The following is a 26,687-nucleotide window of genomic DNA, read 5'->3' as shown; positions in this document are numbered from 1 at the left end:
CGCGGCGACAAGCAGCACACGGACGCGACGGTGTCGACGCTGGGCCTGCGTGCGGACACCGCCTGGCAGGTGACCCCGGGCACGACGGTGGCGCTGCGCAGCGAGCTGGGATGGCAACACCAGTACGGCAGTCTGGAGCGTGGCACCGGGCTGCGGTTCAACGGCGGCAACGCGCCGTTCGTGGTGGACAGCGTGCCGGTCTCGCGCGACGGGATGGTGCTGAAGGCGGGGGCGGAAGTGGCGGTGAACGAGAACGCCACGCTGTCGCTGGGCTACGGCGGGCTGCTGTCGCAGAACCACCAGGACAACAGCGTCAACGCCGGTTTCACCTGGCGCTTCTGACGTTCAGCGATCATCGCAATGACCACGGAGCCGGCATGCCGGCTCCGTTTTTATTTGCGGCTGCGGGGTGAGTCCGTATGATGGCGCGGCGCCAGGGCAATAAAAAACCGGGACCCTGACGGATCCCGGCTTAAAAGTGGGTAAAACAGATTAGCGCTAAAGGCTCAAGCCCCGTTTGATTTGCGCAGTCCGAGCGATGTGCTCATCGTCTCAGTAGCGGCAACGGAACAAATTTTCCCTGGTGTTACTATGGTTATTATTAAAAAACGTGCTGGTGTTATTTTTTATAGTGTATTGCTGTATGTCTCTTTTGATACCATGTTTGACGATGCAACATGGTATGTCAAGCAACGTTTTTAACGCATAATTGCATGAGATGCCAGTTTTAGATGTGGCTTTTTCAGCGGAAATAATCAAAACGACTGATAAATCAGTAAAAAAATCGAAGGAACAAATGGATAACAATCACCAAAAATTCGATTCACAGTCGATTGCCAATCGGGTCAGGGAGCTGTTTTTACATTACGGGATTGGAAAACGTCAGCATGCCCGCGAGCTCAGCCGCATCTTGGATCTGAGTTTTTCACATGCGCACCGCAAACTGAAAGGGCAAAGCCCCTGGACGCTGGAACAGATCAACAGCGTCGCGGCCGCGTTGGGAGAAACGCCGGCGGCGATCGCCGATTTGAGCGCCGAACACGAGACCACCGAGCCAAATATGGCGCGCGATGCCATCTTTTTCGTGGCGGGGGTGGCGATGCCTTGCGTCGGGCACATTGGCGATGAGCTTCCTGCCGGGCGGCCGGCGGAATTTGTGGCGCTGCGCGTGGAAGGGCAGTGGCGTATCTATCGCGCCGATGAGGCACCGGCAGGCCCGCGTTACGGCGTCGATCTGATCGAAATCCGGCCCGGCTTCGGCGACGACGAGCGGCTGAGCATCGCGGTATTGGACGATTCGCATCAGGCGGCCGATGAGCTGGCCAAGTATCTCGGCGGCTGCGGCTTCAACGCGGTGGCGTTTTACGACGTCGACAGTTTCTGTCAGGCATTGCAGCAAAGCCTGTTCGACGGCTACGTGGTGGACTGGCTGATCGGTGAGGAAACGGCGGATCGCTGTATCGCCACCATCCGCGCCTCCGACAACCCGGACGCGCCGGTACTGGTGCTGACCGGCGAACTGGGCACCGACCGACGCGAGTCGGAAATCGCTCAGGCGATGCGCGAGTACGATGTGCTCGGCCCTTATGAAAAGCCGGTGCGGCTCCATGTGATCGAAGCCGCACTGCAACGCTGTTTTAATCTTTAGCGGGGAACACCTCGGCCAGTGCGTTTGACAGCGCATCCAGCCGAACCGGCTTCATCAGGTAGTTATCGAACAGGGCGCGCTGATCCGCCGTCAGCTGCTCCGGCGTGTAGGCGCTGATGCCGATGATCGGCACATGGCGGTTGGGGCCGCGGCGGTTGCGCAGCTGCCTGGCCAGGGCGGCGCCGTCGATGCCCGGCATCTGCAGATCCAGCAACAGCGCGTCGTAAGGGCGTCTGAGCAGCTTCTGCAGCGCGCGCTCCGGCGAGTCGCACAGTTCGTGCTGGTAGCCCAGCTTGTCCAATAGCGCCGCAAAGGCGTCACCCACCGACTTGTTGTCATCCACCACCAGCACCTGCTGCGGCTTCTGCTGCAGAGAGGCATTGGCGGCGGCGGGCGCGTCGGCGCGTTCGTCTTCACTGATCTGCACCGGAATGCTGACGATAAAGGTGCTGCCCTTCTTGATTTCGCTGTACACCGTGATGGTGCCGTCGAGCAATGTCACCAGGCCGTGCACGATCGCCAGCCCCATCCCGACGCCGGCATACTGCTTGGTATGCGACTGATCCAGCTGGGTAAAGGGTTTGAAGATCTGATCGAGCTGGTCTTTTTCGATACCGATGCCGGTGTCGGTCACTTCGATAATCAACGAACTGCCGCCCGGCTGGCGGCGCAGGCAGCTGTGCAGCGTAATGCTGCCGCTTTCGGTGTACTTGTAGGCGTTGGTCAGCAGGTTGACGATAATCTGCCGGATGCGCAGCGGATCGGAGTGCACCAGCAGGTGGCTGCATTCCACTTCACAGCTCAGTTTGACCTGCTCTTTGCGGGTCAGGGTGGCGATTTCGTTGGCGGTCTCCGCGATCAGCTTCTGCGCGTCGAACGGCACGATGCGCAATTCCATCATGCCGCTGTCGAGGTGCGCATAGTCGGTCAGATCTTTCATCTGGCTTTCGATTTGCTGCGCGGCGGTCTCCAGCCGCTGAAAGGTGTCCGCGTGCTCAGCCGACACCCGGGTATTCACCAGCACGTCGATGGCCGACATCACGCTCTGCAATGAGGTGCGCAGCTCGTGGCCGATGGCACCGAGGAAGGCGTTTTTGGTGCGCGTCGCTTTCTCCGCCTCGATGGCCTTGGCCTGCTGGCGAATGGTCAGCCGCTGCTGACGGAACACGATCAGGGTGATGGCGATCAGTGCGATCACCGAGAACATGACGATCACCAGCCCATAGAAAATAATGTGCCGTTTCTCGATGTAATCCTCATAGGCGGCGGTGCGCTGCTTCACCTCGGCGTGGTCGGTCAGGTTGGCCATTTCGATGGCGTAAGGCTTGATGGCCCTCATGGCCGCGGAAACCTGGCCGAAGTCGATTTTCCGACTGCTCAGCAGCTTATCGATGCGATCCATCTGCAGGCGCATCTGTTTGACCACTTCCGGGTAGCCCGGCTCGGCGTACAGCGGCTGGGTCGATTCGGAGACGGTTTCCAGCACGTAAAAACGCGAATAGAGGATTTCGAACCGCAGCCGCAGGTTGTCGTTGTCCACCTGCGCGGCGTGGCTTTGCTGCTCGACCAGCGTGTCGAACTCCGCCAGCTTGATGGAGAACTTGGCGATTGACCAGGAGTAGTTCTCCTGCGTGCCGGCGATGGCATACAGCCCTTTCTTCGACAGGGTGGCGCTGTAGTAATAGAGCGTGACGGTCGAAGCCACTAAAAACAGCGCGGCGAAAATGGCCGGGATCGCCAGCCTGCTGCCGTTCTTAAAGGTCGTCAGCTTCATTTGATCACGATCCTGTCCACTTGCCAGATAAAGCGCGAGTTGTACAACGGCGAGTTCAGTTCAGGCCCGGCGGCGTCGCGCGGGTAAACCAGGAACAGCGGTCCGAAGTTTCTGAGCTTCAGCATTTCCCCGTCCATCTTGTAGGCCAGGATCATGTTGTACTTTTTGACGTCGGACAGCGGCACGTCGATGTAATAGTCGTTCAGCGCATAGAAGGTCAGCGTTTCGCCCTTGGCGCCGACGCGCTCCAGGATATCGGCCACCGAAATCCCTTCAAATTTTCTCTGCGGCGTCCAGGAAGTGGAGGTGGTGATGCTGCGCACCGGCATCGCCAACAGCTGCTTATCGGTGAACAGATAGCTTTTGTTGACCGGGTCGGTCACGTTGTCGATCTTGCCCGCCACTTCGAGGGTAAAGCTGAGCGCGCTGCTCTGGGCGATAATCAGGGCCACGCAGGCCATCGCAAGGGTTTTGCATAGTTTGAACAGCATCGGTGTTCTCCAGAGGCGCGGGGAGGTTGTATCAGTCCCGCTAATTTATCAGGCAGAATAATGGCAGAAAAAGCAGGCGGGCGCGAAGGGAATAGTAAACCGCACAAAAAGAACAGGCCTGAGCCGGTCGACCCGTGCGCGTAACCTTTCCCTTCCGTTTGTCAGCCGTTCCGATGTGCTTTCAACAGCTGCGCCAGCTGTGTCAGGCCTGCCGTTAGCTCGTCCAGCGAAGAGGAACCCAGGCACAGGCGAATGCCCGTTGCCCGTTCGTCGCGGTCCACCATCACGGCGTCCGGCGGCGTCACTTTTACGTTGGCCAATGCGGCGGCGGCGGCCACAGACTCGGCGGTTTCGCGCGGCATCGGCAGCCAGACATGATAAGCGTCGGGATGCGATACGCATTCGCCGGCGACGAATATCGAGGTGGCCAGATGCACTCTGCGCTGAGCCTCATGGCGCAACGCTTGCGGTATCGCCTCGACCGCGCCGCTGGACAGCCACTCCCCCACCACTGCGCAAGACAGTGGCGAAGGCGCGAAGGGCATATCTTGCAAGGCTTCTTCCGCCGCGTTTTGCATGCCGGGCGGCAGAGTCAGCATACCTATCCGCAACCCCGGGCCGAGCGTTTTCGACAGGCCATTGACATGGAACACCCGCTCGGGTGCCAATGTCGCGAGCGCAGGCGTTGCTGAATGCCCCAAGGCATACACGCCATCCTCGATGATCCAGACATTCGCCTGCCGGCATATCTCGACGATAGCCTGCCTGCGCTCGGCGCTCATGGTGGCCGTTGTCGGGTTATGCAGCGTCGGTGTCAGATAGACCGCAGTATGGCCGCAGGAGACACGCTCGAGCGCGCGAGACAGCGCTTGCGGCACCATGCCTTGCGCATCGATATCGATACCGATCAAGCAATGGCCTTTGCGCCGGGCCAGCGCGATCGCGCCGGGATAGCTGATTCTCTCCGTCAGTATCGTCCCGCGTGGCCCGCAGGCCAGGTCAAAAGCCAGTGAAATCGCCTGACGGGCATTGCTGGTCAGCGCCAGATTCGACGGTTCGATCGTGACGCCGACGTTTTCGAGCCAGCGGGCCAACAAACGTCGGTGCTCCAGATGCCCGGTCGGAGGGGAATAGAGGTTCAGATGATCCGCATCCATTTTCCGCGCAATGCTGGCCAGCGTGCGCGCCAGCAAACGATCGGTCAGCACCGCCGGCGGCGCATTGGACGAAAGATCGATTTCGCGTTTTTCACGGGCGTGGCGAATCGCCACGAACATCCCGCGGCCTTTCACGCTGCGTACCAACCCGCGTCGTTCCAGGATGGCATAGGCTTTGGTCACCGTGCCCAGACCGATCTCTAATTGCCAGGCGAGCGTACGGTGAGCCGGCAGACGATCGCCACCCTGCAGTTTACCCTCGATAATGTCGTCGCCTAACGCCAACACCAGCCGCTCGACGGTGGTGACTTCCGCATTGGCCAGGCGAGGTTGCCAGGGCGATTGAAGCCGCATGGTGATGCTCCGAAAAATGAATAGTGTCACGTGACACTATTTAAATAGGTGAAAAGTGTAACACATACTATGTTGGTGAAGAGTCCCTGAGTTTTCAACAACGTCTCGGCCGCAAGGCGGGTCAGCGGAGTTTTTCCATGAATGTCAGTCAGCTTGCGTTGGTTTATGGCGCATATCTTCTCGCAACCGCCAGTCCGGGCCCCAGCAACATGGCGATCATGGGCGTGGCGATGCGTGACGGCCGCTCACCCGCACTGGCGCTGGCTGCCGGGGTGGTGACCGGATCGCTGTGCTGGGCACTGTTGGCCGCGACCGGCCTTTCCGCCGTGCTGGCCACGTATGCGCAGGCGCTGTGGGCCATCAAAATCGTCGGCGGCGTGTATATGCTGTATCTGGCGCTGCGCGCCGGCCAATCCGCATTACGGGCGTCTCCCGTCTCGACAGGGATAGCGGCAGGGGATGGCGGGCGATCTTATCGGAAGTTGTATCGGCAGGGCGTGCTGATGCATCTCGGTAATCCCAAGGCCATCATGTCCTGGATGGCGATCATGTCGCTGGGTTTGCGACAAGGGGCGCCTGAAGGCGTTTTACCGGCGATTATCGGCGGTTGTGCGTTGCTCGGCGTGACGATTTTCGGGGGGTATGCCCTGCTGTTCTCAACGGCGCCGATGATCGCGTTTTATACCCGGGTGAGGCGCTGGATTGAAGGAATGCTTGCGCTGCTGTTCGCTTGCGTGGGCCTGGAGCTGTTGATATCGCGGGGGTAATCATGCACGCCCGGCGTTAACCTGAGGAGAGAGGCGATGGTTTTTGGCATGCAGATGGTGGATGTCTTTGGCGCCGGGCCACTCGCCGGCAATCCGTTGGCGGTGATCGCGGGCGCCGGAGCGTTGTCGACGGAGGACATGCAGCGCTTGACGCGTTGGTTCAACCTGTCGGAGACGGCCTTTTTACTGCCGCCGACGCACCCGCAGGCGGATTACCGGGTGCGAATATTCACGCTGGATCGTGAAATGCCGTTTGCCGGGCACCCGACGTTGGGCAGCTGCCATGCCTGGCTCGCTCTGGGAGGGGCGCCCAGCAACGAGACGGAGATCATCCAGGAGTGCGGAGCAGGATTGGTGAGCATTCGTCGCGAGGGAGGGCGGTTGTGTTTTGCCGCGCCACCGTTGATTCGTTCCGGGGCGCCGTCAGGAGAGACGTTGGCCGACGCGTTGCGGTTTTTGGGGATCGCGTCTGATGAGGTGCTCGATGCCGCCTGGATCGATAATGGCCCGGGGTGGCTGGGGATCCGGCTGGCCAGCGCCGAGCGGGTACTTTCCCTGACGCCGGCGAGAAGCTGGCCGCGCAGAGTGGACATTGGCGTCGTCGGCCCACATGCCGAGGGTGACGCAGCCTTCGAAGTGCGCGCTTTTTTGAGCGATCATCTTGGCGCTATCGTCGAAGATCCGGTCACCGGCAGTCTCAATGCCTCCCTGGCCCAGTGGTTGTTCGCAAGCGGCGTGGTCAGCGGCGGATATATTGCCGCTCAGGGCCGCTGTCGTGGGCGCAACGGGCACGTGCATATCACCCGCGACGAGGGTGGCCGGATTTGGGTGGGCGGCAATACGCGCATTCAGGTCGAAGGGCGGTTGCAAGGGATTGGCACGGCGTAGAACGCGTCGCCGCACTGTGTGCGGCTGAACGGAATATCGATTTTCATCCGATGATAAGGAGTGAACAGTATGTTTGCGATGCCACAAAACGATACCCCCGTCGAAGCTGATATCACTCAGCCGACGACGGTCATCGATACGTTGAAAATGCTGGTACGTTACAAAGCGTGGGCGAATGCGCTGACCTTTGACACCGTGATGTCTTTGCCGGCCGGTGAAGCCTTGCGGCCGCGGCCGACCCGTTTTGGCAATATGGTGCATACCTTGAATCATGTCTATGTGGTGGACGATATCTTCAGGCACCACCTGCAAGGTCGAAAACATGGCTACCTCGCGCGCAACACCGAGCAAACGCCTGCGCTTGACGCTCTGCGGTGTGCGGTGGAGGAAATGGACCACTGGTATATCGAACAGGTGGATAACTGGTCGTCCGAGGCGCTGGCGCAGGTGGTGCAGTTCGAATTCGTCGGCGGGGGGGAAGGTCGCATGACGCGCCAGGAAATCGTGCTGCATGTCGTCAACCACGCGACCTATCATCGCGGTTTTGTCGGCGATATGCTCTATCAGGTGCCCTTCGCTTCGCCGGCGAACGATTTGCCGGTGTTTCTTCGCGATCACTACCGCCGGGCGCCGTGAGGCGAACGAGATAAATAAAAAAGCCAGACGCTTTCGCGCCTGGCCTGTTATGCGCCGGAACTCGGCGAGGCTGCGCCTCAGCGCATGGTAACGAACTCTTCCGCCGCGGTCGGGTGTATTGCCACGGTGTTGTCGAAGTCCTTCTTGGTGGCGCCCATCTTCACCGCTACCGCGAAGCCCTGCAGGATTTCATCCATGCCGAAGCCGATGCCGTGCAGGCCGACGATTTTCTCTTCCTTACCCGCGCACACCAGTTTCATGCGGCACGGCTGGCGGTGCTGCGTCACGGCGCTGTACATGGCGGTGAAGGAGGATTTGTACACCTTCACGTTGTCCGCGCCGAACTTCTCGATGGCTTCCGGCTCGGTCAGGCCGATAGTGCCGATCGGCGGGTGGCTGAACACCACGGTGGCGATGTTGCTGTAATCCAGGTGCTCATCCGGCTTGTTGTTGAACAGGCGCTCGGACAGGCGGCGGCCGGCGGCCACGGCGACCGGGGTCAGCTCTACCGCGCCGGTGTTGTCGCCCACCGCGTAGATGCCTTTGACGTTGGTGTTCTGGAACTTATCGACGTCAATGTAGCCTTGCTCGTTGGTCTTCACCCCGGTAACGCCGAGGTTCAGGTTGTCGGTCGCCGGTTCGCGGCCGATGGCCCAAATCAGGCAGTCGACGGTGAATGCCTTGCCGTTTTCCAGCTGCAGCGTCAGGCTGCCGTCGGCGTTCTTGACGATCGCTTTCGGCACCGATTCGGTATGCAGGCTCGGCCCTTCGGTGTTCATCACTTCCACCAGGGTTTCGACGATCATCGGATCGAAGCTGCGCAGCGGCGCGTGCTTGCGCACGAACAGGTGCGTTTCCGCGCCCAGCGCGTTCAGCACGCCGGCGATCTCCACGGCGATATAGCCGGCGCCGACTACGGCGACGCGCTTCGGCATAGCGTCCAGCTCAAAGAAGCCGTCGGAGTCGATGCCGTATTCCGCACCCGGAATAGCCGGGTGGCTCGGGCGGCCGCCGGTGGCGATCAGGATGTGGTCGGCGGTGATGAGCTCGCCGTTCACTTCCACGGTGTGCGCATCCACGAAGCGCGCGAAGCCTTTGATCACGTCGACCTTGTTCTTGCCCAGCACGTTGTCGTAGGAGTTGTGGATGCGGTCGATATAGGCGGTGCGGTTGGCGACCAGCTTCTTCCAGTCGAAGGCGTTGACGGTGGTGTCGAAGCCGTAGTCCGGGCCGTACTGATGGATGGCCTCGGCGATCTGCGCCGCGTGCCACATGACTTTTTTCGGTACACAACCCACGTTTACACAGGTGCCGCCCAGCTCTTTGGCTTCAATCAGCGCACACTTTTGGCCGTACATGGCTGCCCGGTTGATCGATGCGATACCGCCGCTGCCGCCGCCAATTGCTAGATAATCGTAATGTTTCGTCATCTGGGATTTCCATGAGTTGTGAATTTGAAGAGGGTAAGAGTTTAACGCCTGACCGGGGTTTGTCGCAAAGATTGCGTCGATGGCTGCGATAGGTGGACGCAGGGCGCGGCGAACCGCGCCCTGCCGGGGATTATTCCGGTACCACCCAGTTCACCAGATGGTGGCCGATGCCCGACGGCACCAGCACCTTGTGCAGCCACGGCAGCACGTTTTTCATCTGCTGTTCCAGTTTCCACGGCGGGTTGATGACGATCATGCCGGAGGCGGTCATGCCGCGCTGATCGCTGTCGGGTTTCACCGCCAGTTCGATCTGCAGAATGCGGCGAATGCCGGTGGCTTCCAGATCGCGCAGCATGCGTTTGATCTGCTGGCGCATCACCACCGGGTACCACAGCGCGTAGGTGCCGGTGGCGAAACGCTTGTAGCCTTCCTGAATGCCTTTGACCACGTCCTGGTAATCGGTCTTCATTTCATACGGCGGGTCCATCAGGATCAGGCCGCGGCGCGACAGGGGCGGCAGCTGGGATTTCAGCTGCTGATAGCCGTCGGCGCGCTGCACTTTGGCGCGCTCGTCTTTCTGGAACTCGCTGCGTAGCAGCGGGTAGTCGCTCGGGTGCAGCTCGGTCAGGTGAATTTTGTCCTGCGGGCGCAGCAGCTGGCGGGCGATCAGCGGCGAACCGGGGTAGTAGCGCAGCGTGCCGGAACGGTTGAAGTTGTGCACCACGCTCATGTAGGCCGCCAGCTCTTCCGGCAGATCGTCGCGCTGCCACAGCAGGCCGATGCCTTCCAGGTATTCGCCGGTGCGCTCGGCGTGTTCGCCGCTGAGCTGATAACGGCCCGCGCCCGAGTGGGTATCCAGATACAGGAACGGCTTCTCTTTTTCCTTCAGCGACTCGATGATCAGGCTCTGAACGGTGTGCTTGAGCACGTCGGCGTGGTTGCCGGCGTGGAAACTGTGGCGATAACTTAACATGACGGGTGGCGGTTCCTTGTGCTCCGCAGGCGGAGCATTCAATGCAATAAGGCTTATAATCTGCACAGTATAAACTGTCTGGCCGGGAAAAACCGGACTCCGTTGCCGCAGACGTTCACAGAAAGGGACAGGACGATGAGCAAACGGGCGTTCTGGCGGCCGGTGTTCGAAGCGTTCGAATGGGTTGAAACGCTGTGAATCACAAGGAGAAAGGATGAGCTGCATTTTTTGCGACATCGTGGCGGGCAAGGCGCCGTGCCATAAAATCTGGGAAGACGACGACCATCTGGCGTTCCTGTCCATCTTCCCCAACACCGACGGTTTCAGCGTGGTGATCCCCAAGGCGCACCACCCGAGCTACGCCTTTGACCTGCCGGACGAGGTATTGAGCGCGTTGATGCTGGCGACCAAGCGGGTAGCGAAGCAGCTGGACCGCGCGTTCGACGACGTCGGCCGCTGCGGCATGGTGTTCGAGGGCTACGGCGTCGACCATGTGCACGCCAAACTGATCCCGCTGCACGGCACCGCGTCGCTGGAGCAGTGGCGGCCGATCGAATCGACCTCGCCGAAGTTTTTCGCGCGTTACGAGGGCTATATCTCCTCCCACGACGCCGCGCGCGCCGACGACGAGCAACTGGCGGCGCTGGCCGCCCGCATCCGCCAAAGCGCCGTTTAAGGCACCAACGATCAACGCCGGGCATTGATTTTCCTGTTGTCTGGCTCCATGTTAGAGATTCATACGCATTTTAAGGCTCGCCCCCGCGGCGGGTCCCAACGCTAATCAGGACTGCCCTATGACAAATCCGTTGCTGACCCCGTTTTCCCTGCCGCCGTTCTCGGCGATCCGCCCTGAAGATATCGTGCCTGCGGTGCAATCCGCGCTGGCGGACTGCCGCGCTGCGGTAGAGCGCGTGGTCGCGCAGCCGGGGCCGTTCACCTGGGACAATCTGTGTCAGCCGCTGGCGGAGTCGGACGATCGGCTGTCGCGCATCTGGTCGCCGATCGGGCACCTGAACTCGGTGAAAAACAGCCCGGAGCTGCGCGCCGCCTATGAGCAGGCGCTGCCGCTGCTGTCTGAATACGGCACCTGGGTCGGCCAGCACGAAGGGCTGTACCAGGCCTACCGCAGCCTGAAAGAGGGCGCGGCGTTCGAGGCGCTGAGCGTGCCGCAGCGCAAGGCGGTGGACAACGCGCTGCGCGATTTCGAACTGTCGGGCATCGGCCTGTCGGCGGATAAACAGCAGCGCTACGGTGAGATCGTCGCGCGCCTGTCCGAACTGGGTTCCACTTACAGCAACAACGTGCTCGACGCCACCATGGGCTGGAGCAAACTGATTACCGACGAAGCCGAGCTGAGCGGCCTGCCGGAGAGCGCCCTGGCGCAGGCACAGGCGATGGCGCAGGCCAAAGAGCAGGACGGTTGGCTGCTGACGCTGGACATGCCGAGCTACCTGCCGGTGCTGACCTACGCCGACAACCGCGCGCTGCGCGAAGAGATGTACCGCGCCTTCGCCACCCGCGCCTCCGATCAGGGGCCGAACGCCGGCAAATGGGACAACAGCGAAGTGATGGCGGAAACGCTGGCGCTGCGCCACGAGCTGGCTCAGCTGCTGGGCTTCGACACCTACGCCGACAAGTCGCTGGCGACCAAAATGGCGGAGAGCCCGGAGCAGGTGATCGGCTTCCTGAGCGATCTGGCCAAGCGCGCCCGTCCGCAGGCCGAGCAAGAGCTGGCGCAGCTGCGCGCCTTCGCCAAACAGCACTATGGCGTGGACGAGCTCGACGCCTGGGACATCACCTATTACGGCGAAAAACAGAAGCAGCACCTGTTCTCCATCAGCGACGAGCAGCTGCGCCCGTACTTCCCGGAGCAGCGGGTGGTGGAAGGGCTGTTCGAAGTGGTGAAACGCATCTACGGCATCACCGCCAAAGAGCGTAAAGACGTGGAGACCTGGCATCCGGACGTGCGCTTCTTCGATCTGTTCGCCGCCGACGGCGAGCTGCGCGGCAGCTTCTATCTCGACCTGTACGCCCGCGAAAACAAACGCGGCGGCGCCTGGATGGACGACTGCGTCGGCAGCCTGCGCAAGGCCGACGGCACGCTGCAAAAGCCGGTCGCTTACCTGACCTGTAACTTCAACCGCCCGCTGGGCGACCAGCCGGCGCTGTTCACCCATAACGAAGTGACCACGCTGTTCCACGAGTTCGGCCACGGTCTGCATCACATGCTGACGCAGATCGATACCGCCGGCGTCTCCGGCATCAACGGGGTGCCGTGGGATGCGGTCGAGCTGCCGAGCCAGTTTATGGAAAACTGGTGCTGGGAGCCGGAAGCGCTGGCGTTTATCTCCGGCCACTACCAGAGCGGCGAACCGCTGCCGAAGGCCATGCTCGACAAGCTGCTGGCGGCCAAGAATTACCAGGCGGCGCTGTTCATCCTGCGCCAGCTGGAGTTCGGCCTGTTCGATTTCCGCATGCACTTCGAATACAGCCCGGAAAAAGGGGCGCAGATCCTGCCGACGCTGGCGGAAGTGAAGAAAATGGTGGCGGTGGTGCCTTCGCCAAGCTGGGGCCGCTTCCCGCACGCCTTCAGCCACATCTTTGCCGGCGGCTATGCGGCGGGTTACTACAGCTACCTGTGGGCGGAAGTGCTGTCGGCCGACGCCTACTCGCGCTTCGAAGAAGAAGGGATTTTCAACGCCGAAACCGGCAAATCCTTCCTCGACAACATCCTGTCGCGCGGCGGTTCGGAAGAGCCGATGGCGCTGTTCAAACGCTTCCGTGGCCGCGAGCCGCAGCTGGATGCTATGCTGCGCCATTACGGCATTAAAGGATAACCCGACACGTGAGCGTGTGTTTATTGTGTGAAGCAGGCGCCGATCCCGGCGCCTTGTCTGTTTTGGCGCAGCGCTGGCGGCTGACGTCCGACGACGACGCGCCGATGGCGCTGGTACTGACCCCGCAGCGGCTGGAGCTGCGCAAGCGCGACGAGCCGAAGCTCGGCGGAATCTACGTCGATTTCGTCACCGGCACCATGGCGCACCGGCGCCGCTTCGGCGGCGGCCGCGGCGAGGCGGTGGCCAAAGCGGTCGGCATTAAGGGCAGCTATCTGCCGGACGTGGTGGACGCTACCGCCGGGCTGGGGCGCGACGCCTTCGTGCTGGCGGCGCTGGGCTGCCGGGTGCGGATGCTGGAGCGCAATCCGGTGGTGGCGGCGTTGCTGGACGACGGCCTGCAGCGCGGCTATCTGGATGCGGAAATCGGCCCGTGGCTGCGCGAGCGCCTGACGCTGCTGCACGCCTCCAGCCTGACGGCGCTGGCGGATCTCAGTCCGCGCCCTGAAGTGGTGTATCTCGATCCGATGTTCCCGCACAAGCAAAAAAGCGCGCTGGTGAAGAAAGAGATGCGGGTGTTTCAATCGCTGGTGGGCAGCGACGATGACGCCGACGGCCTGCTGGAGCCGGCGCGCCGCCTGGCGACCAAGCGCGTGGTGGTGAAGCGCCCGGACTACGCGCCGCCGCTGGCCGACGTGCCGGCGCACGCCGCCACGCTGACCAAAAGCCACCGTTTCGATATCTACATGCCGCTGTAATGTCTGCCGGGCCCGCCGTGTCGGGCCCTCAGTTTTCCTCCCGCAAGCTTTTCCCCACGCCGCCGCCCGGATGCACCGCCAGCAAGGCGTCCTTGTCGTAACCGCTGCGCGCCATCAGGCAGGCGCAGGCGGCGTCGAAGATCGCCAGCACCAGCACAATTGAGGTGGTGGCCAGCATGTTCAGCGGATCTATCTCCTTTTGCACCCCGGTGGCGATCGTCAACTGCGCCGCCTGTGCGATGGCGGAATGCGGGTTTTCCGTCACCGCGATCAGCGTCACGCCCTTGGCCTGCAGCGTCGGCAGCAGGCGGGTCAGCTCGTCGGAATTGCCGCCGCGCGAGATCAGGATCAGCAGATCGTCGGCGCGCAGAAAGCCCAGATCGCCGTGCGCCGCGCCGGTGGCGTCGAGATAGATCGCCGGCCGTTCCACGCAGGCCAGCATGTGGGCTATCTTGCGCGCCGCAATCCCCGAGGTGCCGACGCCGGTGACGGCGATTTTACCGCGGCAGTCGGCCAGCAGCGTCAGCAGCCGCTGCCAGGTGCGCGCGTCGAGGCGCTCGCCCAGCTGCGTCAGCTCCTGACTGTAGGTTTGCCAACCCTGCACGGCCTGCCGCCATTCCTGCTGCATCACGCCTCCTCCTGCATCAACCGGCGGTATTTCATGTGGTCGTTGTACAGCTCGTGGAATACCCGGTATTTGCGGTCGTAGTAGCTTTTTATTTGGTTGGTCTGCGGCGTGACCGTCTTGCCGATGCGGCTCATGGCGCTCATCGCCTCCGGCAGGGTGTCGAACACGCCCGCCGCCACGGTGCCCATCATCGCGCCGCCCAGCAGCATCGCTTCGCTCTCCTCCGGCAGCAGCATGGCGCAGCCGGTGGCGTTGGCGTGCTCCTGCACGAAGATCGGATTCTTGGTGCCGCCGCCGCTGGCCATAATGGTGTCGATGCTGTAGCCGCTGTGGTTCATGGTTTCGATGATGTGGCGGGTGCCGAGCGCGATGGCCTGAATGGTGGCCAGGTAGTGCAGCGCCATGTCCTCCGGCGTGCGCGACAGCTTCAGCCCGGTCAGGATGCCGGTCAGCGTCGGGTTGGCGCGCGGCGAGCGGTTGCCGTGGAAGTACGGCAGCATGTGAATGTCCTGCGTCAGGAAGGCGATATTCTCCGGCTCGCCGGCCATGCGGCGCAGAATGGTGTTCAACACCTCATAGATGGTCTGCCCCTGAGTTTTCGCCTGCGCCAGCAGCTCCGGGTAGCACGGGTGCGACTGGATGACGTGGTCGATCAGCGCGCCGGTGGCGGACTGGCCGCCTTCGTTCAGCCAGTATTCCGGCAGGATCGCCGAGTAATACGGCCCCCAGACGCCGCCGATAAAGCGCGCGGTGCGCGACATCGCCATGTGGCCGGTGGAGGTGCCGCCGATCAGCGCGACGCGGCGGTTGAAGTCGGCCACCTCGCCGGAGACGCCGGTGGCGCCCAGCGTGCCGAGGGTGCCGGCGTGGGCGTCGATGATCGACACGCTCACCGCCGTGCCGGCGATCAGCCCCATCTCGCTGGCGGCGCGCTGGGTCAGGCCGTGGCCCAGCGGCTCGCCCATCATTTTGACGTCGCTGCCGATCTTGGCCGCGTCATGTTCCAGCACGTCTTCCAGCCCGATCTGCTGGAAGTAGCTCTTGTCCCAGCGCTGTTCGTGGCCGAGATAGGTCCACTTGCATACCGTCGAACACAGCGAGCGGGTGGCGTCCTGGGTGGCGCGCCAGGTGAGGAAGTCCGGCAGATCGAACAGGTAGCCGGCGTTGGCCCAGGTGGTGGGCATGTGCTGTTTCAGCCACAGCAGTTTCGGCGTCTGCATCTCCGGCGAGATAATGCCGCCGACGAAGTCCAGCACGCGGTGTTTGGTGGCGTTGATGCGCTCGGCCTGGGCGATCGCCCGGTGATCCATCCACACGATGATGTTCTGTTCGGTGCGGCCGGAGGGGCTGACGGTCAGCGGCTTGCCCTCTTTATCCAGCACCACCAGCGAACAGGTGGCGTCGAAGCCCAACCCCTTGACCTGGATCGGGTTGATGTCGGCCTGGTTGACCGCGTCGCGCACCGCATTGCACACCGCCTGCCAGATGTTATCCGACGACTGCTCGACGAAATCCGCCTTCGGCCGGTACAGATCGATGGCCCGGCTGGCCTGGCCGACCATGCGGCCATTGAGATCGAATACGCCCGCGCGCGCGCTTCCGGTGCCCACGTCTACGCCAATAAAATAGCTCGCCATTATCTGTTTTCTCCTAAGCTTTTCGATTCTGTAACGCGATAAACAGGATCAGCACGCCGCCCCACAGGGCCATGGTCAGGTAGCTGCTGACCCCCAGCAAATTGAGGCCGCTTTCCAACATTTGCAGCACGATCAGCGCCAGCACCAGCCCCAGAATGCGGCCGAAGCCGCCGTCCGGGTTAATGCCGCCCAGCACCGAGGCCAGAATGGTCACCAGCAGATAAGATTCGCCGTAGCCGGCCTTGGCCGAGTTGAACTTGGCCATCATCAGCAGGGCGGCGCCCCAGCCGAGCAGCGCCGACAGGATATACACCGCTACCTGCACCCGCGCGGTGTTCACGCCGCTGAAGCGGGTGGCCTGCTCGTTGGAGCCGATCAGGTACAGGCTGCGGCCCAGCGTGGTGTGCTCCAGCAGCAGCCACAGCCCGGCCGCCACCAGCAGGAACAGGATCAGTGCCACCGGCACGCCGAGCACGGCGCCGTTGCCGAGAAATTGAATCGCCGCCGGGAAGCCGGAGATCACCGCGCCGTTGGACAGCAGGATATTCAGGCCGGTGATCAGGGTCATGGTGCCGAGCGAGGCGAGGATGGGCGAGACGCCGATCCAGGCTACCAGCGCGCCGTTGAGCGCGCCGATCGCCACCGCCACCAGCAGGCCGGCCACCAGCGCCAGCGCCAGGAACAGCGGCTGGTCAGGGTGGCTGACGATGATCGCCGCCATCACCAGCGAACAGGCGTTGGCGCCGGCGATGATCGACAGGTTGATGCCGCCGGTCAGCATGGTGATGCCCATGCCGAGCGCCAGCAGGCCGAGGATCGGCAGCTGCGAGGCGATCGACTGGAAGTTGCCGAGGCTGAAGAAGCGCGATCCGAGCAGCCCGGCGAACAGCAGCGCCACCGCGATGATGATCGCGCCCTGCAGGCGAATGATCCGATCGTTTGGGATCAACCGAGTTAACTGCGTCATGTCAGATCTCCTTGAGCAGCTTGCGTTTTTCGTTCCAGGCGGTGGTGCTGATGCTGATCAAAATGATCGCGCCGCTGAATACCTGGTGCCAATAGGCCGAGACGCTGAGCAGCGTCAGCCCGTTTTGCAGGAAGGCCAGCAGCACCACGCCGAGTAGGGTACCGGTCAACGAGCCGCGGCCGCCGCTCATGCTGGTGCCGCCCAGCACCACCGCCGCCAATACCGTCAGCTCGAAGCCGAGCAGCGAGTTGGGGGCCACCGACTGGGTGATCTGCGCCTGCACCACCGCCGCGACGCCGGCCAGAATGCCCATGTAGCCGTAGACGCAAAAATGCAGCCGCAGCAGGTTCAACCCCAGGCGCGACGCCGCGTCGCGGTTGCCGCCCATGGCGTAGATCTGGCGCCCCAGCCGGGTGCGGTTCATCAGCACGCCGGTGACGACGATGGTCGCCAGCAGGCACAGCAGCGGCAGCGTCAGGCCGTAGTCGTAACCGTCGGCGCCCTGGAACGAGAACCAGTTGATGCCGTTCATGAACCAGTCCGGGAAGCCGTACAGCCAGGTGCCGTTGGTGGCGTACACCAGCAGGCCGTAGAACAGGTTGAGGGTGGCGATGGTGATGATGATTGCCGGCACTTTCAGCCAGTACACCAGGAAGCCGTTCACCAGCCCGAGCAGCAGGCCGACGCCAATCGCCAGGGCGAACGCCAGCGGGAAGCTGCCGCCGTGCTGGATCACCCAGCTGGCCATCACATACTGGGCAATGGCGGTGACCGCCGGGAACGAAATGTCGATGCCGCCGGCGATCAGCACCACGAACAGCCCGCAGGCCAGGATGCCGAGAATGGCGTAGCTGGTGGCGACGTCGGTCAGGTTGCCGAGCGTCAGAAACTCGTCGGTGCCGGCGCTCAGGCCGATCGCCAGCAGCAGCACCAACAGGCCGAGATAAAACTCGTGCCGCCCGGCCAGGCGGGCCAATAATGACTTATCCATTCACCACCTCGGCGATCTGTTGCTCGGTACTCTGGTGCGGCGCAAACTCGGCGATCAGCTCGCCCTTGCGCATCACCATCACCCGATGGCTGTTGTAATAGGCTTCCGGGATCTCGTCGCAGATCATCAGCACCGCCATGCCCAGCTGCGCCAGATCGCGGGCGATCTGGTAGATCCCCTCTTTGTTGGCGATGTCCACGCCGACGGTGGGCGAGTCGAGGATCAGGATCTTCGGCTGGGTCGCCACCCACTTGGCGATGGCGATGCGCTGGGCGTTGCCGCCGGACAGGGTTTTCACCGGCAATGCGCTGTCGGACACCTTGATGTTCAGATCGCGGATCAGCCGGTTGACCAGCTCGGTCGCTTTGGCGTGATCCAGCAGCCCGAGCGAGGTATGCAGCCGATCGAAGACGGTGACGATGGTGTTGTCGTAGATCGATTGTTCCATGATCAACCCCTGCGTCAGGCGATCCTCCGACACATAGCCGATGCCGTGGCGCACCGCTTCGCGGTTGTTGTGCAGCTGCACCGCCTGGCCCTCGATGCGGATCTCGCCGCTGTCCGGCCGCGTCATGCCGAACAGGCTGAGGCACAGTTCGGTGCGGCCGGCACCGAGCAGGCCGACGATCGAAACGATTTCGCCGCCGCGCAGCGCCAGATTGACGTTGCGGTATTTCTCGCCGCGGCTGAGGTTGCGCACTTCGAGCAGCGGCGCCTGTTCAGCCGGCGGCAGCGGCGGCAGCGGGCTGTAGTGGAAGCGTTGGCCGGTCATCAGGAACGCCAGTTCATGGCTGTCCAGTTCGCTGGCCGGCCAGGTGCCCACCAGCTTGCCGTCGCGCATCACGCTGATGCGATCGGCGACTTCCATCACTTCATCCAATCTGTGGCTGACGAATACCACGCAGATGCCGGCCGCCTTCAGCTCGTTGACCACCCGCAGCAGGCCGTCGACCTCCTGGCGGGTCAGCGAGGCGGTCGGTTCGTCCATGATAACCAACCGCGCCTCGGCGGCGATGGCGCGGCAAATCGCCACCAGCTGCCGATCGGCGATCGACAGTTTTTCCACCTTTTTATCGGGATCGATGCGTACGCCGACCCGCGCCATGGCGTCGAGCGCCGTCTGGCGCATCACCCGCTTGCGCACCCAGAAATGGCCGCCGGGCAGGTAACGGTGGATGGCGATGTTCTCCGCCACCGTCAGGTTGGGGAACAGCGACAGGTCCTGGTAGATTACCTGTATGCCGTAATAACCGGACAGCTGCGGCGTCAGGGCGTGGAAGAGTTTGCCTTCAAGCGAAATGTTGGCGCCTTTTTCCGGCTGATAGACGCCGGAGATGATTTTAATGATGGTGCTTTTGCCGCAGCCGTTTTGCCCGGCCAGGCAGTGCACTTCGCCAATATTGAGCGTCAGGTTGATCTGGTCTAATGCCAGCACGCCTGGGAATCGCTTGCTGATATTCTCCAGGGTGATAAATGCGGGGGAGGCTGTCATAACGTTAACCTGTGCTTGCGTAGCGGCCGAAGCCCTGGGCGCAGCAATGCTGCGCCCCTACGAGGGTTTAACTACTTTCCCGGTGTGGCGAAATTACGCGAAAAATCAGAATCCAAGCGATTGGGCGTTGTCTTTGGTGACTTCCAAAATCTTGTTAAACCGAATCACTTTGTGTTCCATGTCGACGTCGGCCTTGCCGAGGCCCTCGATCGCCAGATCCTTGTTCACTTCCTTGCCCTGCAGCAGCTGGTCGGCCACCGTCACCAGCGCATAGCCGGCGTCTTTCGGATCCCACAGCAGCGCTTTTTTGATGTCGCCGCGCATCAGGTAAGGGGCGGCCTGCGCCGGCATGGCGATGCCCACCACCGCGATCTTGTCCTTGGCGCGTTTCTTGGCCACCGCCTGGCCGGCGCCGATCGGGCCGAGCGAGCCGAAGCCGATGATGCCCTTCATCTGCGGATAGGTTTTCATCAGATCCAGCGTGGTGGCGTAGGATTTGTCGATGCTTTCCGCCACCGGCAGGCGCGAGGTAACTTCAAACATATCCGGGTATTTTTCTTTCTGGTATTTGATGGCGGAATCGGCCCAGGCGTTGTGCAGCGGCACGGTCAGCGAGCCGACGTAGATCGCATAGCCGCCTTTGCCGCCCATGTCTTTCGCCAGCTCATCGACGTTGGCCTGCGCGTATTTCTCGCTGTCGATGGTCTCGATATCCCACTGGCCGATCTGCTGGTCCGGGGATTCATGGGTCAGCACCACAATGCCTTTGTCGCGCGCTTTTTTCAGCACCGGCTCCAGCACCTTGGCGTCGTTCGGCACCACGATGATGGCGTTGACGTTCTTGGCGATCAGATCCTCAATCACCTTGACCTGCGCGGCCGGATCCGGGGTAGAAGGGCCGGTCTGGTAGGCGTTGACGTCGAGTTTTTTCGCCGCTTCGTTGACGCCCACTTCCATGCGGTTGAACCACGGAATGCCGGTCACTTTGGCGACTACGGCAATCTCATATTTATCAGCGGCGAACACAGGTGTTGTCGATAACATGCACGCAGAAACCACACATGCATTTAATAATGCGAGGTTAAATTTCATTAGCTGTACCTTTTTTTATCTGTAGGGGTGGCGGTTTTTCCACCGCTGCAGATTACAAAGGAATGGAAGAGGGGGCGTAACTGAAGTTAACGAAATGTGATCTGCGCACAGTTAAGTAAAATATTGCAGTATTTTGTGTTAAATAAATGTTTAATTATTTGGTGGTGGTAAATTTACTACCGATTAAGAAGCAATAAATAACCCTTTATTAACTTTTATTTAACGAGCTAGCATCATTTTGATGGTGGGAAAGCATAAAAAAATGCCGGCGCAGAGGCCGGCATTGAAGCATTTAATCGATGTGTGAACAAGATCACCTTTAAGGCGGATTACAGCACGCCCTGCGCCAGCATGGCGTCCGCGACCTTGACGAAACCGGCGATATTCGCGCCGTGCACGTAGTGGGTTTGCTTGCCTTCGCCGCCGTATTCCACGCAGGCGTGGTGAATATCGGCCATGATATGTTGTAAACGTACATCCACTTTCTCTGCCCGCCAGCCGATGCGCGCGGCGTTTTGCGCCATCTCCAGCCCCGAGGTGGCCACGCCGCCGGCGTTGGCCGCCTTGCCCGGCGCGAACAGCACGCCGGCGTCGAGGAAGGCGTCGGTGGCCTGGATGGTGGTCGGCATGTTGGCGCCTTCCGCGACCGCCTTCACTCCGTTGCGGATCAGCGTCTGCGCCGCCTCGAGATCCAGTTCGTTCTGGGTGGCGCACGGCAGGGCGATATCCACCGGCACGTTCCACGGCTGCTGGCCCGCCAGATACGTCAGGCCGCGTTCGCGGGCATAGTCCGCCACCCGGCCGTAGCGTTGGTTTTTGATCTCCGCCAGGTGCGCCAGCTTCTCGGTGGTGAAGCCGTCCTCGTCCACCAGGGTGCCGCCGGAATCCGACACGGTGATCACGCGCGCGTCCAGCTCCAGCGCTTTCTCGATGGTGTACTGCGCCACGTTGCCGGAGCCGGACACCGCCACCCGCATGCCCTCAAAGCCCAGGCCGTGGCGCTGCAGCATGGCGTCGGTGAAGTACACCAGGCCGTAGCCGGTCGCCTCGGGGCGGATCAGGCTGCCGCCGAAGGAGAGACCCTTGCCGGTAAACACGCAGGCGGTGTTGTTGGACAGTTTCTTCATCATGCCGGCCATAAAGCCGACTTCACGGCCGCCGACGCCGATGTCGCCGGCCGGCACGTCGGTGTCCGGCCCCAGGTGGCGATACAGCTCGGTCATCAGCGCCTGGCAGAAGCGCATGATCTCGCCCTGGCTTTTGCCCTTGGGATCGAAATCGGAGCCGCCTTTGCCGCCGCCCATCGGCAGGGTGGTCAACGCGTTCTTGAAGGTCTGCTCAAAACCGAGGAACTTCAGGATCGACAGGTTTACCGACGGATGGAAGCGCATGCCACCCTTGTAGGGGCCGATGGCCGAGTTGAACTGCACGCGGAAGGCGCGGTTGACCTGCACCTGGCCGCGATCGTCCACCCAGCTGACGCGGAACTGAATGACGCGCTCGGGCTCCACCAGGCGCTCCAGCAGGGCCTGTTCGCGATAGCGCGGGTTGCGTTCGATAAACGGCCACAGCGAGGTGAAGACTTCGCGCACCGCCTGCAGATATTCCGGCTGGTGGGGGTTATGGCGCTGTAACGAGGACAGGAAAGACTCTACCGATACGGCATATTCCATGGATAACTCCTTTTAGCATTAAGTTTTCCCCCGCTATTTCTTATAGATATGGGTATAGGCGATGCCCGGGGGAGGATGTTGTGTCTTTAGCGACTATATCATCGGAGGGCGGTTGATTATCAAGCGATTAATCGGCGTGGCGGCATGAAAAACGCCCGCAGGGCGCGGGCGTTGGGTAGTTAAGTTAGCAAGTGCTTACTTTATTCATCTTCTTCATCGCGCAGCGGCACGATCAGCATATCGATGTGCACGGTATTGATCAGCTGGCGAGCGGAAGACATCAGCTTGCTCCAGAAATCCTGGTGGTGGCCGCACAGTACCAGATCCATGTCATATTTCTTGATGGCATCGACCAATACCTGCGCCAGATCGCCGCTGCCGCTCAGGGTCTCGGTGATCGGGTAGCCGGCGTTTTGCGACAGCTCGGTCAGCGCCTGATGGGTTTCCTCGGAGATGCGTTTTTGCATGTCGCCGAGATTGACGTCGATCAGGCCGGTATAGAGGTCGGAATAGTTGACATCGACGTGGATCAGAGAGACTTTAGCGTTGTACGGCCGCGCCATCGAGACGGCTTTTTCTACCAGGATCTTGCTTTCCGGGGATAGGTCCACCGCGATCAGTATGTGTTTGTAAGCCATAAGAATACTCCTTCCATAAACATGCCGATTAAAAGGGTTAGCAGGCGTTCCGTTTACCCGCCTTGCGCTTTTGGTTCCATAGTATCATTCGGATAACGCAATGATATGTTGGGGCGATCACACTGCGCCGCATCGAAAATCTCTCCGCCCGATACCTTTCGTTGTACACCCGCGCGGCGTAAAAGCCTATTGATTATGCGGATGTTGCCGGTCTGACCGCTTGAATTATAAGCGTTATTAAACAAAGTATAGCGCTAAATGCGCAATCAGCGCTCCAGATGCGGCTGCAGCAGGCTTTCAAACCATTCGTGAAACACCGCCAGGCGGCGTGAGCGCTGGCGACGATGGGGATAGATCAGGGCGATCGGCATGGAGGCGGCGCGGTAAGCGGGCAGGACTTCCACCAGTTCACCGGCGTCGAGCAGGTGTTGCACGTCGTAGCGCGGGATTTGCATCAGCCCCAGCCCGGCGCGGCAGCAGGCGATATAGCTCTCGGCGTTGTTGACCACCACCCGGCTGGGCAGTTCGAGCCGCTGGGTGTGGCCGTCGGCGGTCAGGTATTCCCAAGGGGATTCGCGGCCGGTTTTGGGCGAGGCGTAACCGATGTGCCAGTGGCCGGTGACGAGATCTGCGGGGTGAGTGGGATGCCCGTATTCGCTCAGGTAGGCGGGGCTGGCGCAGTTGATCAGCGCGATATGGCCGAGCGGGCGCATCACCAGGCTGCTGTCGTGCAGATCGCCGACGCGCACCGCGCAGTCGACCCCTTCCTGCACCAGATCGATGGCGCGATCGGCGGAGCCGAGCACCAGCTGCAGGTGGGGATGGCGCCGCAGCAGGCTGGGCAGCGCTGGCGCGATCAGCCGGCGGGCGATGCGGCTCGGCACGTCGACGCTGAGCCGCCCGGAGGCCTGGCGCTGGCTGGCCTGAAACGACTGATCGATATCCTCCACCTCGGCCAGCAGCGGGCGCAGCCGCTCGAGCAGCTGTTCGCCGTCGGCGGTCAGCCGCACCTGCCGCGTGGTGCGGTGCAGCAGGCGCACGCCCAGCTGCGTTTCCAGCTGTTGCACGGCGGCGGACACCGAGGCGCGCGGCACCTCCAGCACATGGGCTGCGCGGATAAAGCTGCCCATCTCCGCCACCTGCACGAATACGCGGTATTGATTGAATCTGTCCATCGATGCGCCCGTTATTGTCCTTATTATTGCCGCTTAAAGCATTCTGCGGCGTTATCCGGCAAACCCTCCTTGCTCCAGGAAGGCTTGCTCCTGCGTGGTAGTATCGCGCAACAGCAGCTGATTGCGATGTGGGAAACGACCGAAACGGCGGATGATATCGCGGTGTCCCTCGGCGTGCGCGCGTTCAGCCGGCCCCAGTTGAGCGTTTAGCGCCACGGAAAGATCCTGATCGGCGAGATTTTCCGAGTGGGCGAACGGCAGGCAAAAAAACAGGCGCAGCGAAGGCTCGACGGCCTGCATGTAGTTCGCCGCAATGGCGATGCGGGCGAAGCGGCGCGCCAGCGGATCGGTGGCGTACATGTGGGCGGTGTTGCGAAAAGCGTTGCGCGGAAATTGGTCGAGCAGGATCATCAGCGCCAGCGCGCTTTCCGGCGTCTTAAGCCAGTCGTCGCGTTCACGCCGGGCCGCCGCCAGATGCAGGCCCAAAAAGCGCGCGCGAAAGCGTTGGTCGAAGCGCGGATCCTGCCGGAACCATTGCTCTGCGCCGGCGTCTCGCCAAAACCGCACCACCTCATCGGCCGTTTGATTATCGGCCGCGAGCGCATCGCTGCGCCGGTGGAAAAGGGTCGGCATGCCCGTCATTCCTTCTTCGCCTTGGTCGGCGCATTGCCCAAAATCATCGATGTACCGGCGTAAATGCCGCCGGACACCTCCATCGCCAACCGTTCGGCATCTTTGCGCCGCAGCTCGGCCATCAGATCCGCCGCGGTTTCCGGATCGGAGCCCAACGCCAACATAGCTTCATGCCCGAAAGACATGGCGGACTCTAAGGTGACGCGAATTTGGTAATCCACATTGGCCTTGATCAGCGCGATGGCATGTTCGCGGTCATGAGCGCGAGCCAGCACGCGGGCCTGCGGGAAGTGGGTTTTGGCGTGTTCGACAATCTGCGTGGCGGCTTGCGGATCGTCAATGCAGACCAAGATGGCGCGGGCGTGGCCGGCGCCCGCCGCATGCAGCACATCCATGCGCGCACCGTCGCCATAGTAAACTTTGAAGCCGAAGTCTTGCGCGTCGCGGGCAACCTGGGGTTCGCGGTCGATAATGGCGATATCGGCGCCCATCGCCAAAACGTGCTGGCTGACGATCTGACCAAAACGGCCAAACCCGACGATCAGCACGCTGTTGGTCAAGCCGGCGGGCTGTTCCGTGCCGTCCAACGAGGCGTCGGACGAGGCGCGCAGGCGTTGGTGGATCAACACCGCCAGCGGTGTCAAAGCCATCGACAGCACCACGACGGCGGTCATGTTGGCGTTGGCTTCCGCAGGCAGCGCCTGATTGGCCAGCGCAGCAGCGAACAGCACAAACGCAAATTCTCCCCCTTGCGCCATGAGTACGGCGCGGTCGAGAGCATCACCGTGCGAGCTTTTCGTCAACCGGGCCACGCAGTAAATACACAGGCCTTTGATGAACATCATCGCCAGCACGCCGCTGACGATCAGCGGCCAGTTGCGCGCCACCACGGCCAGATCGAGAGACATGCCGACGCCGAGGAAGAACAGCCCCAAAAGCAAACCGCGAAAGGGCTCGATGTCGGCTTCGAGCTGATGGCGGAACGTCGATTCCGACAGCAGCACGCCGGCCAAAAAGGCGCCCATGGCCATGGAGAGGCCACCCAGCTGCATCAGCAAAGCGGCGCCAAGCACTACCAGCAGCGCAGCTGCGGTCATTACTTCGCGCGCTTTGGCGTTCGCCAGAATGCGAAACAGCGGGTTCAGCAGCCAGATGCCGGCCGCCACCAGCGCGGCCAGCGCACCGGCGGCGATGGCGATGCCGCCCCAGGCGGAACCGGATACCGGCGTCGATGAACCGGCCGGCGCGATGAACGCCACCAGCGCCAGCAGCGGGACAATCATCAGATCTTCAAACAGCAATACGGCGACGATTTTCTGACCGCGCGGGCTGGCGATGTCGCCGCGTTCGCCCAACAGCTGCATGACGATCGCGGTAGACGTCAGCACGAATCCCATGCCGCAGATGAAGGAGATGGCCAATGAAAAGCCGAAGGCCATGCCGATGGCGGTGAGCAGCAGCCCGCAGCTCAATACCTGCAGGCTGCCCAGGCCGAAAATATCGCGCCGCATGTTCCACAGATGAGAAGGCCGCATCTCCAGGCCGATGATGAAGAGAAACATCACCACCCCAAGCTCGGCGGTGTGCAGGATGGTCTGCGCATCGTTGAACAAACCAAAGCCGAACGGCCCAATCGCCAAACCGGCTGCTAGATAACCCAGCACCGAGCCCAGCCCCAAGCGCTTGAACAGCGGCACGGCCACCACGGCGGCGCCCAGTAGCGTCACCACGTTGAGCAGGTCGCCGGCGCTTTCAGACATGGGCGAGGCGCCAGAATACGAACGCGGCGATGGCGGCGGGGATCACGAACACCAGCAGCAGGATCGGCAACTCCGCCCGCAGGCTGTAGCCCGCGTGGGCGACGCCCACCCACATATTGACCGCCGCGATCAGCAACCAGGCCGGGACGAAAATTTTTGCCGCCAGCGCCATGCCCGCCGCACTGGCGCCCCAGAGCCAACCGAACAGCACAAACAATCCCAGGAGAACCACGCCTCCGCTAATGACCATCAGCATGTGCATTGCAATATCCTCTACGCTGCGCCTCCTGG

General features: G+C 61.8%; 25 protein-coding genes. 8 read left to right on the top strand and 17 right to left on the bottom strand.

Going from position 1 to position 26,687, the window contains the following annotated elements; all coding sequences use genetic code 11:
• Both ACJ8HB_RS20025 and ACJ8HB_RS20020 read left to right on the top strand, forming a co-directional pair.
• A partial coding sequence (locus ACJ8HB_RS20025; protein WP_442520193.1) for an autotransporter outer membrane beta-barrel domain-containing protein occupies positions 1-342 on the top strand: 342 nt, incomplete at its 5' end.
• A gap of 454 nt (positions 343-796) precedes the next feature.
• Entirely contained in the window at positions 797-1,648 is an 852-nt protein-coding gene (locus tag ACJ8HB_RS20020) for a helix-turn-helix domain-containing protein (RefSeq protein ID WP_033636393.1), read from the top strand.
• On the opposite strand, the gene ACJ8HB_RS20015 is transcribed toward ACJ8HB_RS20020, so the two are convergent.
• The 3 genes from ACJ8HB_RS20015 to ACJ8HB_RS20005 form a co-directional block, all read right to left on the bottom strand.
• A complete protein-coding gene (locus ACJ8HB_RS20015; RefSeq protein WP_033636392.1) occupies positions 1,638-3,422 on the bottom strand; it encodes an ATP-binding response regulator in 1,785 nt (594 codons plus the stop codon). The genes ACJ8HB_RS20020 and ACJ8HB_RS20015 overlap by 11 nt on opposite strands.
• Positions 3,419-3,913 (bottom strand): molybdopterin-dependent oxidoreductase, encoded by a 495-nt coding sequence (locus ACJ8HB_RS20010; RefSeq protein WP_033636391.1) that lies wholly within the window; start codon positions 3,911-3,913, stop codon positions 3,419-3,421. Before ACJ8HB_RS20010 ends, ACJ8HB_RS20015 begins: the two co-directional genes overlap by 4 nt.
• Before the next feature lie 161 nt (positions 3,914-4,074).
• Positions 4,075-5,424 (bottom strand): aminotransferase-like domain-containing protein, encoded by a 1,350-nt coding sequence (locus tag ACJ8HB_RS20005; RefSeq protein WP_442520194.1) that lies wholly within the window; start codon positions 5,422-5,424, stop codon positions 4,075-4,077.
• Between the two features lie 137 nt (positions 5,425-5,561).
• On the opposite strand from ACJ8HB_RS20005, the gene ACJ8HB_RS20000 reads away from it, so the two are divergent.
• The 3 genes from ACJ8HB_RS20000 (at position 5,562) to ACJ8HB_RS19990 (ending at position 7,715) form a co-directional block, all read left to right on the top strand.
• On the top strand, positions 5,562-6,191 hold the full coding sequence (locus ACJ8HB_RS20000) for a LysE family translocator (RefSeq protein ID WP_033636389.1): 630 nt from the start codon (positions 5,562-5,564) through the stop codon (positions 6,189-6,191).
• A 36-nt stretch (positions 6,192-6,227) separates the two neighbouring features.
• On the top strand, positions 6,228-7,079 hold the full coding sequence (locus ACJ8HB_RS19995) for a PhzF family phenazine biosynthesis protein (RefSeq protein ID WP_047570104.1): 852 nt from the start codon (positions 6,228-6,230) through the stop codon (positions 7,077-7,079).
• A 69-nt stretch (positions 7,080-7,148) separates the two neighbouring features.
• A complete protein-coding gene (locus ACJ8HB_RS19990; protein WP_223307129.1) occupies positions 7,149-7,715 on the top strand; it encodes a DinB family protein in 567 nt (188 codons plus the stop codon).
• Between the two features lie 77 nt (positions 7,716-7,792).
• Here ACJ8HB_RS19990 and gorA read toward each other — a convergent pair whose 3' ends face one another.
• Both gorA and ACJ8HB_RS19980 read right to left on the bottom strand, forming a co-directional pair.
• Positions 7,793-9,145, bottom strand: a complete 1,353-nt coding sequence (gorA, locus tag ACJ8HB_RS19985; RefSeq protein ID WP_047570106.1) for a glutathione-disulfide reductase — start codon at positions 9,143-9,145, stop codon at positions 7,793-7,795.
• A 130-nt stretch (positions 9,146-9,275) separates the two neighbouring features.
• Positions 9,276-10,118, bottom strand: coding sequence for a 23S rRNA (adenine(2030)-N(6))-methyltransferase RlmJ (locus ACJ8HB_RS19980; protein WP_004931012.1), 843 nt, complete (start codon positions 10,116-10,118; stop codon positions 9,276-9,278).
• 214 nt (positions 10,119-10,332) lie between these two features.
• Here ACJ8HB_RS19980 and ACJ8HB_RS19975 point away from each other — a divergent pair, with 214 nt between their 5' ends.
• The 3 genes from ACJ8HB_RS19975 (at position 10,333) to rsmJ (ending at position 13,710) form a co-directional block, all read left to right on the top strand.
• Positions 10,333-10,794 (top strand): HIT family protein, encoded by a 462-nt coding sequence (locus ACJ8HB_RS19975; RefSeq protein ID WP_033654482.1) that lies wholly within the window; start codon positions 10,333-10,335, stop codon positions 10,792-10,794.
• A gap of 118 nt (positions 10,795-10,912) precedes the next feature.
• Positions 10,913-12,955, top strand: coding sequence for an oligopeptidase A (prlC, locus tag ACJ8HB_RS19970; RefSeq protein WP_047570108.1), 2,043 nt, complete (start codon positions 10,913-10,915; stop codon positions 12,953-12,955).
• Positions 12,956-12,963: 8 nt separating this feature from the next.
• Positions 12,964-13,710 carry a 16S rRNA (guanine(1516)-N(2))-methyltransferase RsmJ gene (gene rsmJ, locus ACJ8HB_RS19965; protein WP_047570109.1) on the top strand — a complete coding sequence of 249 codons (747 nt, stop codon included), beginning with the start codon at positions 12,964-12,966 and terminating at the stop codon, positions 13,708-13,710.
• A gap of 28 nt (positions 13,711-13,738) precedes the next feature.
• Here the strand turns inward: rsmJ and ACJ8HB_RS19960 are convergent, their stop codons facing one another.
• The 12 genes from ACJ8HB_RS19960 to ACJ8HB_RS19905 form a co-directional block, all read right to left on the bottom strand.
• Positions 13,739-14,338 carry a KpsF/GutQ family sugar-phosphate isomerase gene (locus tag ACJ8HB_RS19960; RefSeq protein WP_047570111.1) on the bottom strand — a complete coding sequence of 200 codons (600 nt, stop codon included), beginning with the start codon at positions 14,336-14,338 and terminating at the stop codon, positions 13,739-13,741.
• Positions 14,338-15,975 carry an FGGY-family carbohydrate kinase gene (locus ACJ8HB_RS19955; RefSeq protein WP_047570113.1) on the bottom strand — a complete coding sequence of 546 codons (1,638 nt, stop codon included), beginning with the start codon at positions 15,973-15,975 and terminating at the stop codon, positions 14,338-14,340. The genes ACJ8HB_RS19960 and ACJ8HB_RS19955 overlap by 1 nt, the downstream gene beginning before the upstream one ends.
• A 13-nt stretch (positions 15,976-15,988) precedes the next feature.
• Positions 15,989-16,942 (bottom strand): ABC transporter permease, encoded by a 954-nt coding sequence (locus ACJ8HB_RS19950; RefSeq protein ID WP_033649382.1) that lies wholly within the window; start codon positions 16,940-16,942, stop codon positions 15,989-15,991.
• Between the two features lies 1 nt (position 16,943).
• On the bottom strand, positions 16,944-17,933 hold the full coding sequence (locus ACJ8HB_RS19945; RefSeq protein ID WP_015379367.1) for an ABC transporter permease: 990 nt from the start codon (positions 17,931-17,933) through the stop codon (positions 16,944-16,946).
• Positions 17,926-19,425, bottom strand: coding sequence for a sugar ABC transporter ATP-binding protein (locus tag ACJ8HB_RS19940; RefSeq protein WP_033654478.1), 1,500 nt, complete (start codon positions 19,423-19,425; stop codon positions 17,926-17,928). Before ACJ8HB_RS19940 ends, ACJ8HB_RS19945 begins: the two co-directional genes overlap by 8 nt.
• Positions 19,426-19,530: 105 nt before the next feature.
• Positions 19,531-20,517, bottom strand: coding sequence for an autoinducer 2 ABC transporter substrate-binding protein (locus ACJ8HB_RS19935; protein WP_033649381.1), 987 nt, complete (start codon positions 20,515-20,517; stop codon positions 19,531-19,533).
• 329 nt (positions 20,518-20,846) lie between these two features.
• Positions 20,847-22,190, bottom strand: coding sequence for an NADP-specific glutamate dehydrogenase (gene gdhA, locus ACJ8HB_RS19930; RefSeq protein ID WP_033649380.1), 1,344 nt, complete (start codon positions 22,188-22,190; stop codon positions 20,847-20,849).
• A gap of 200 nt (positions 22,191-22,390) precedes the next feature.
• Positions 22,391-22,828 carry a universal stress protein UspA gene (gene uspA / locus ACJ8HB_RS19925; RefSeq protein ID WP_004930988.1) on the bottom strand — a complete coding sequence of 146 codons (438 nt, stop codon included), beginning with the start codon at positions 22,826-22,828 and terminating at the stop codon, positions 22,391-22,393.
• A gap of 266 nt (positions 22,829-23,094) precedes the next feature.
• Entirely contained in the window at positions 23,095-24,003 is a 909-nt protein-coding gene (locus ACJ8HB_RS19920; RefSeq protein ID WP_047570115.1) for a LysR family transcriptional regulator, read from the bottom strand.
• 51 nt (positions 24,004-24,054) lie between these two features.
• The gene (locus ACJ8HB_RS19915; protein ID WP_052133523.1) at positions 24,055-24,636 is read right to left on the bottom strand and encodes a DUF924 family protein; all 582 of its coding nucleotides are present in this window, start codon (positions 24,634-24,636) and stop codon (positions 24,055-24,057) included.
• Positions 24,637-24,641: 5 nt separating this feature from the next.
• Positions 24,642-26,396, bottom strand: coding sequence for a monovalent cation:proton antiporter-2 (CPA2) family protein (locus tag ACJ8HB_RS19910; RefSeq protein ID WP_047570117.1), 1,755 nt, complete (start codon positions 26,394-26,396; stop codon positions 24,642-24,644).
• Positions 26,389-26,652 carry a hypothetical protein gene (locus ACJ8HB_RS19905; RefSeq protein ID WP_223307130.1) on the bottom strand — a complete coding sequence of 88 codons (264 nt, stop codon included), beginning with the start codon at positions 26,650-26,652 and terminating at the stop codon, positions 26,389-26,391. The genes ACJ8HB_RS19910 and ACJ8HB_RS19905 overlap by 8 nt, the downstream gene beginning before the upstream one ends.
• Between the last annotated feature and the right edge of the window lie 35 nt (positions 26,653-26,687).

Origin of the sequence: Serratia sp. CY27727, assembly GCF_052169275.1 — a bacterium.
Taxonomy (GTDB): domain Bacteria; phylum Pseudomonadota; class Gammaproteobacteria; order Enterobacterales; family Enterobacteriaceae; genus Serratia; species Serratia sarumanii.
The sequence above is the reverse complement of the archived record's forward strand: the minus strand, read 5'-3'. Positions and strand labels throughout refer to the sequence as shown.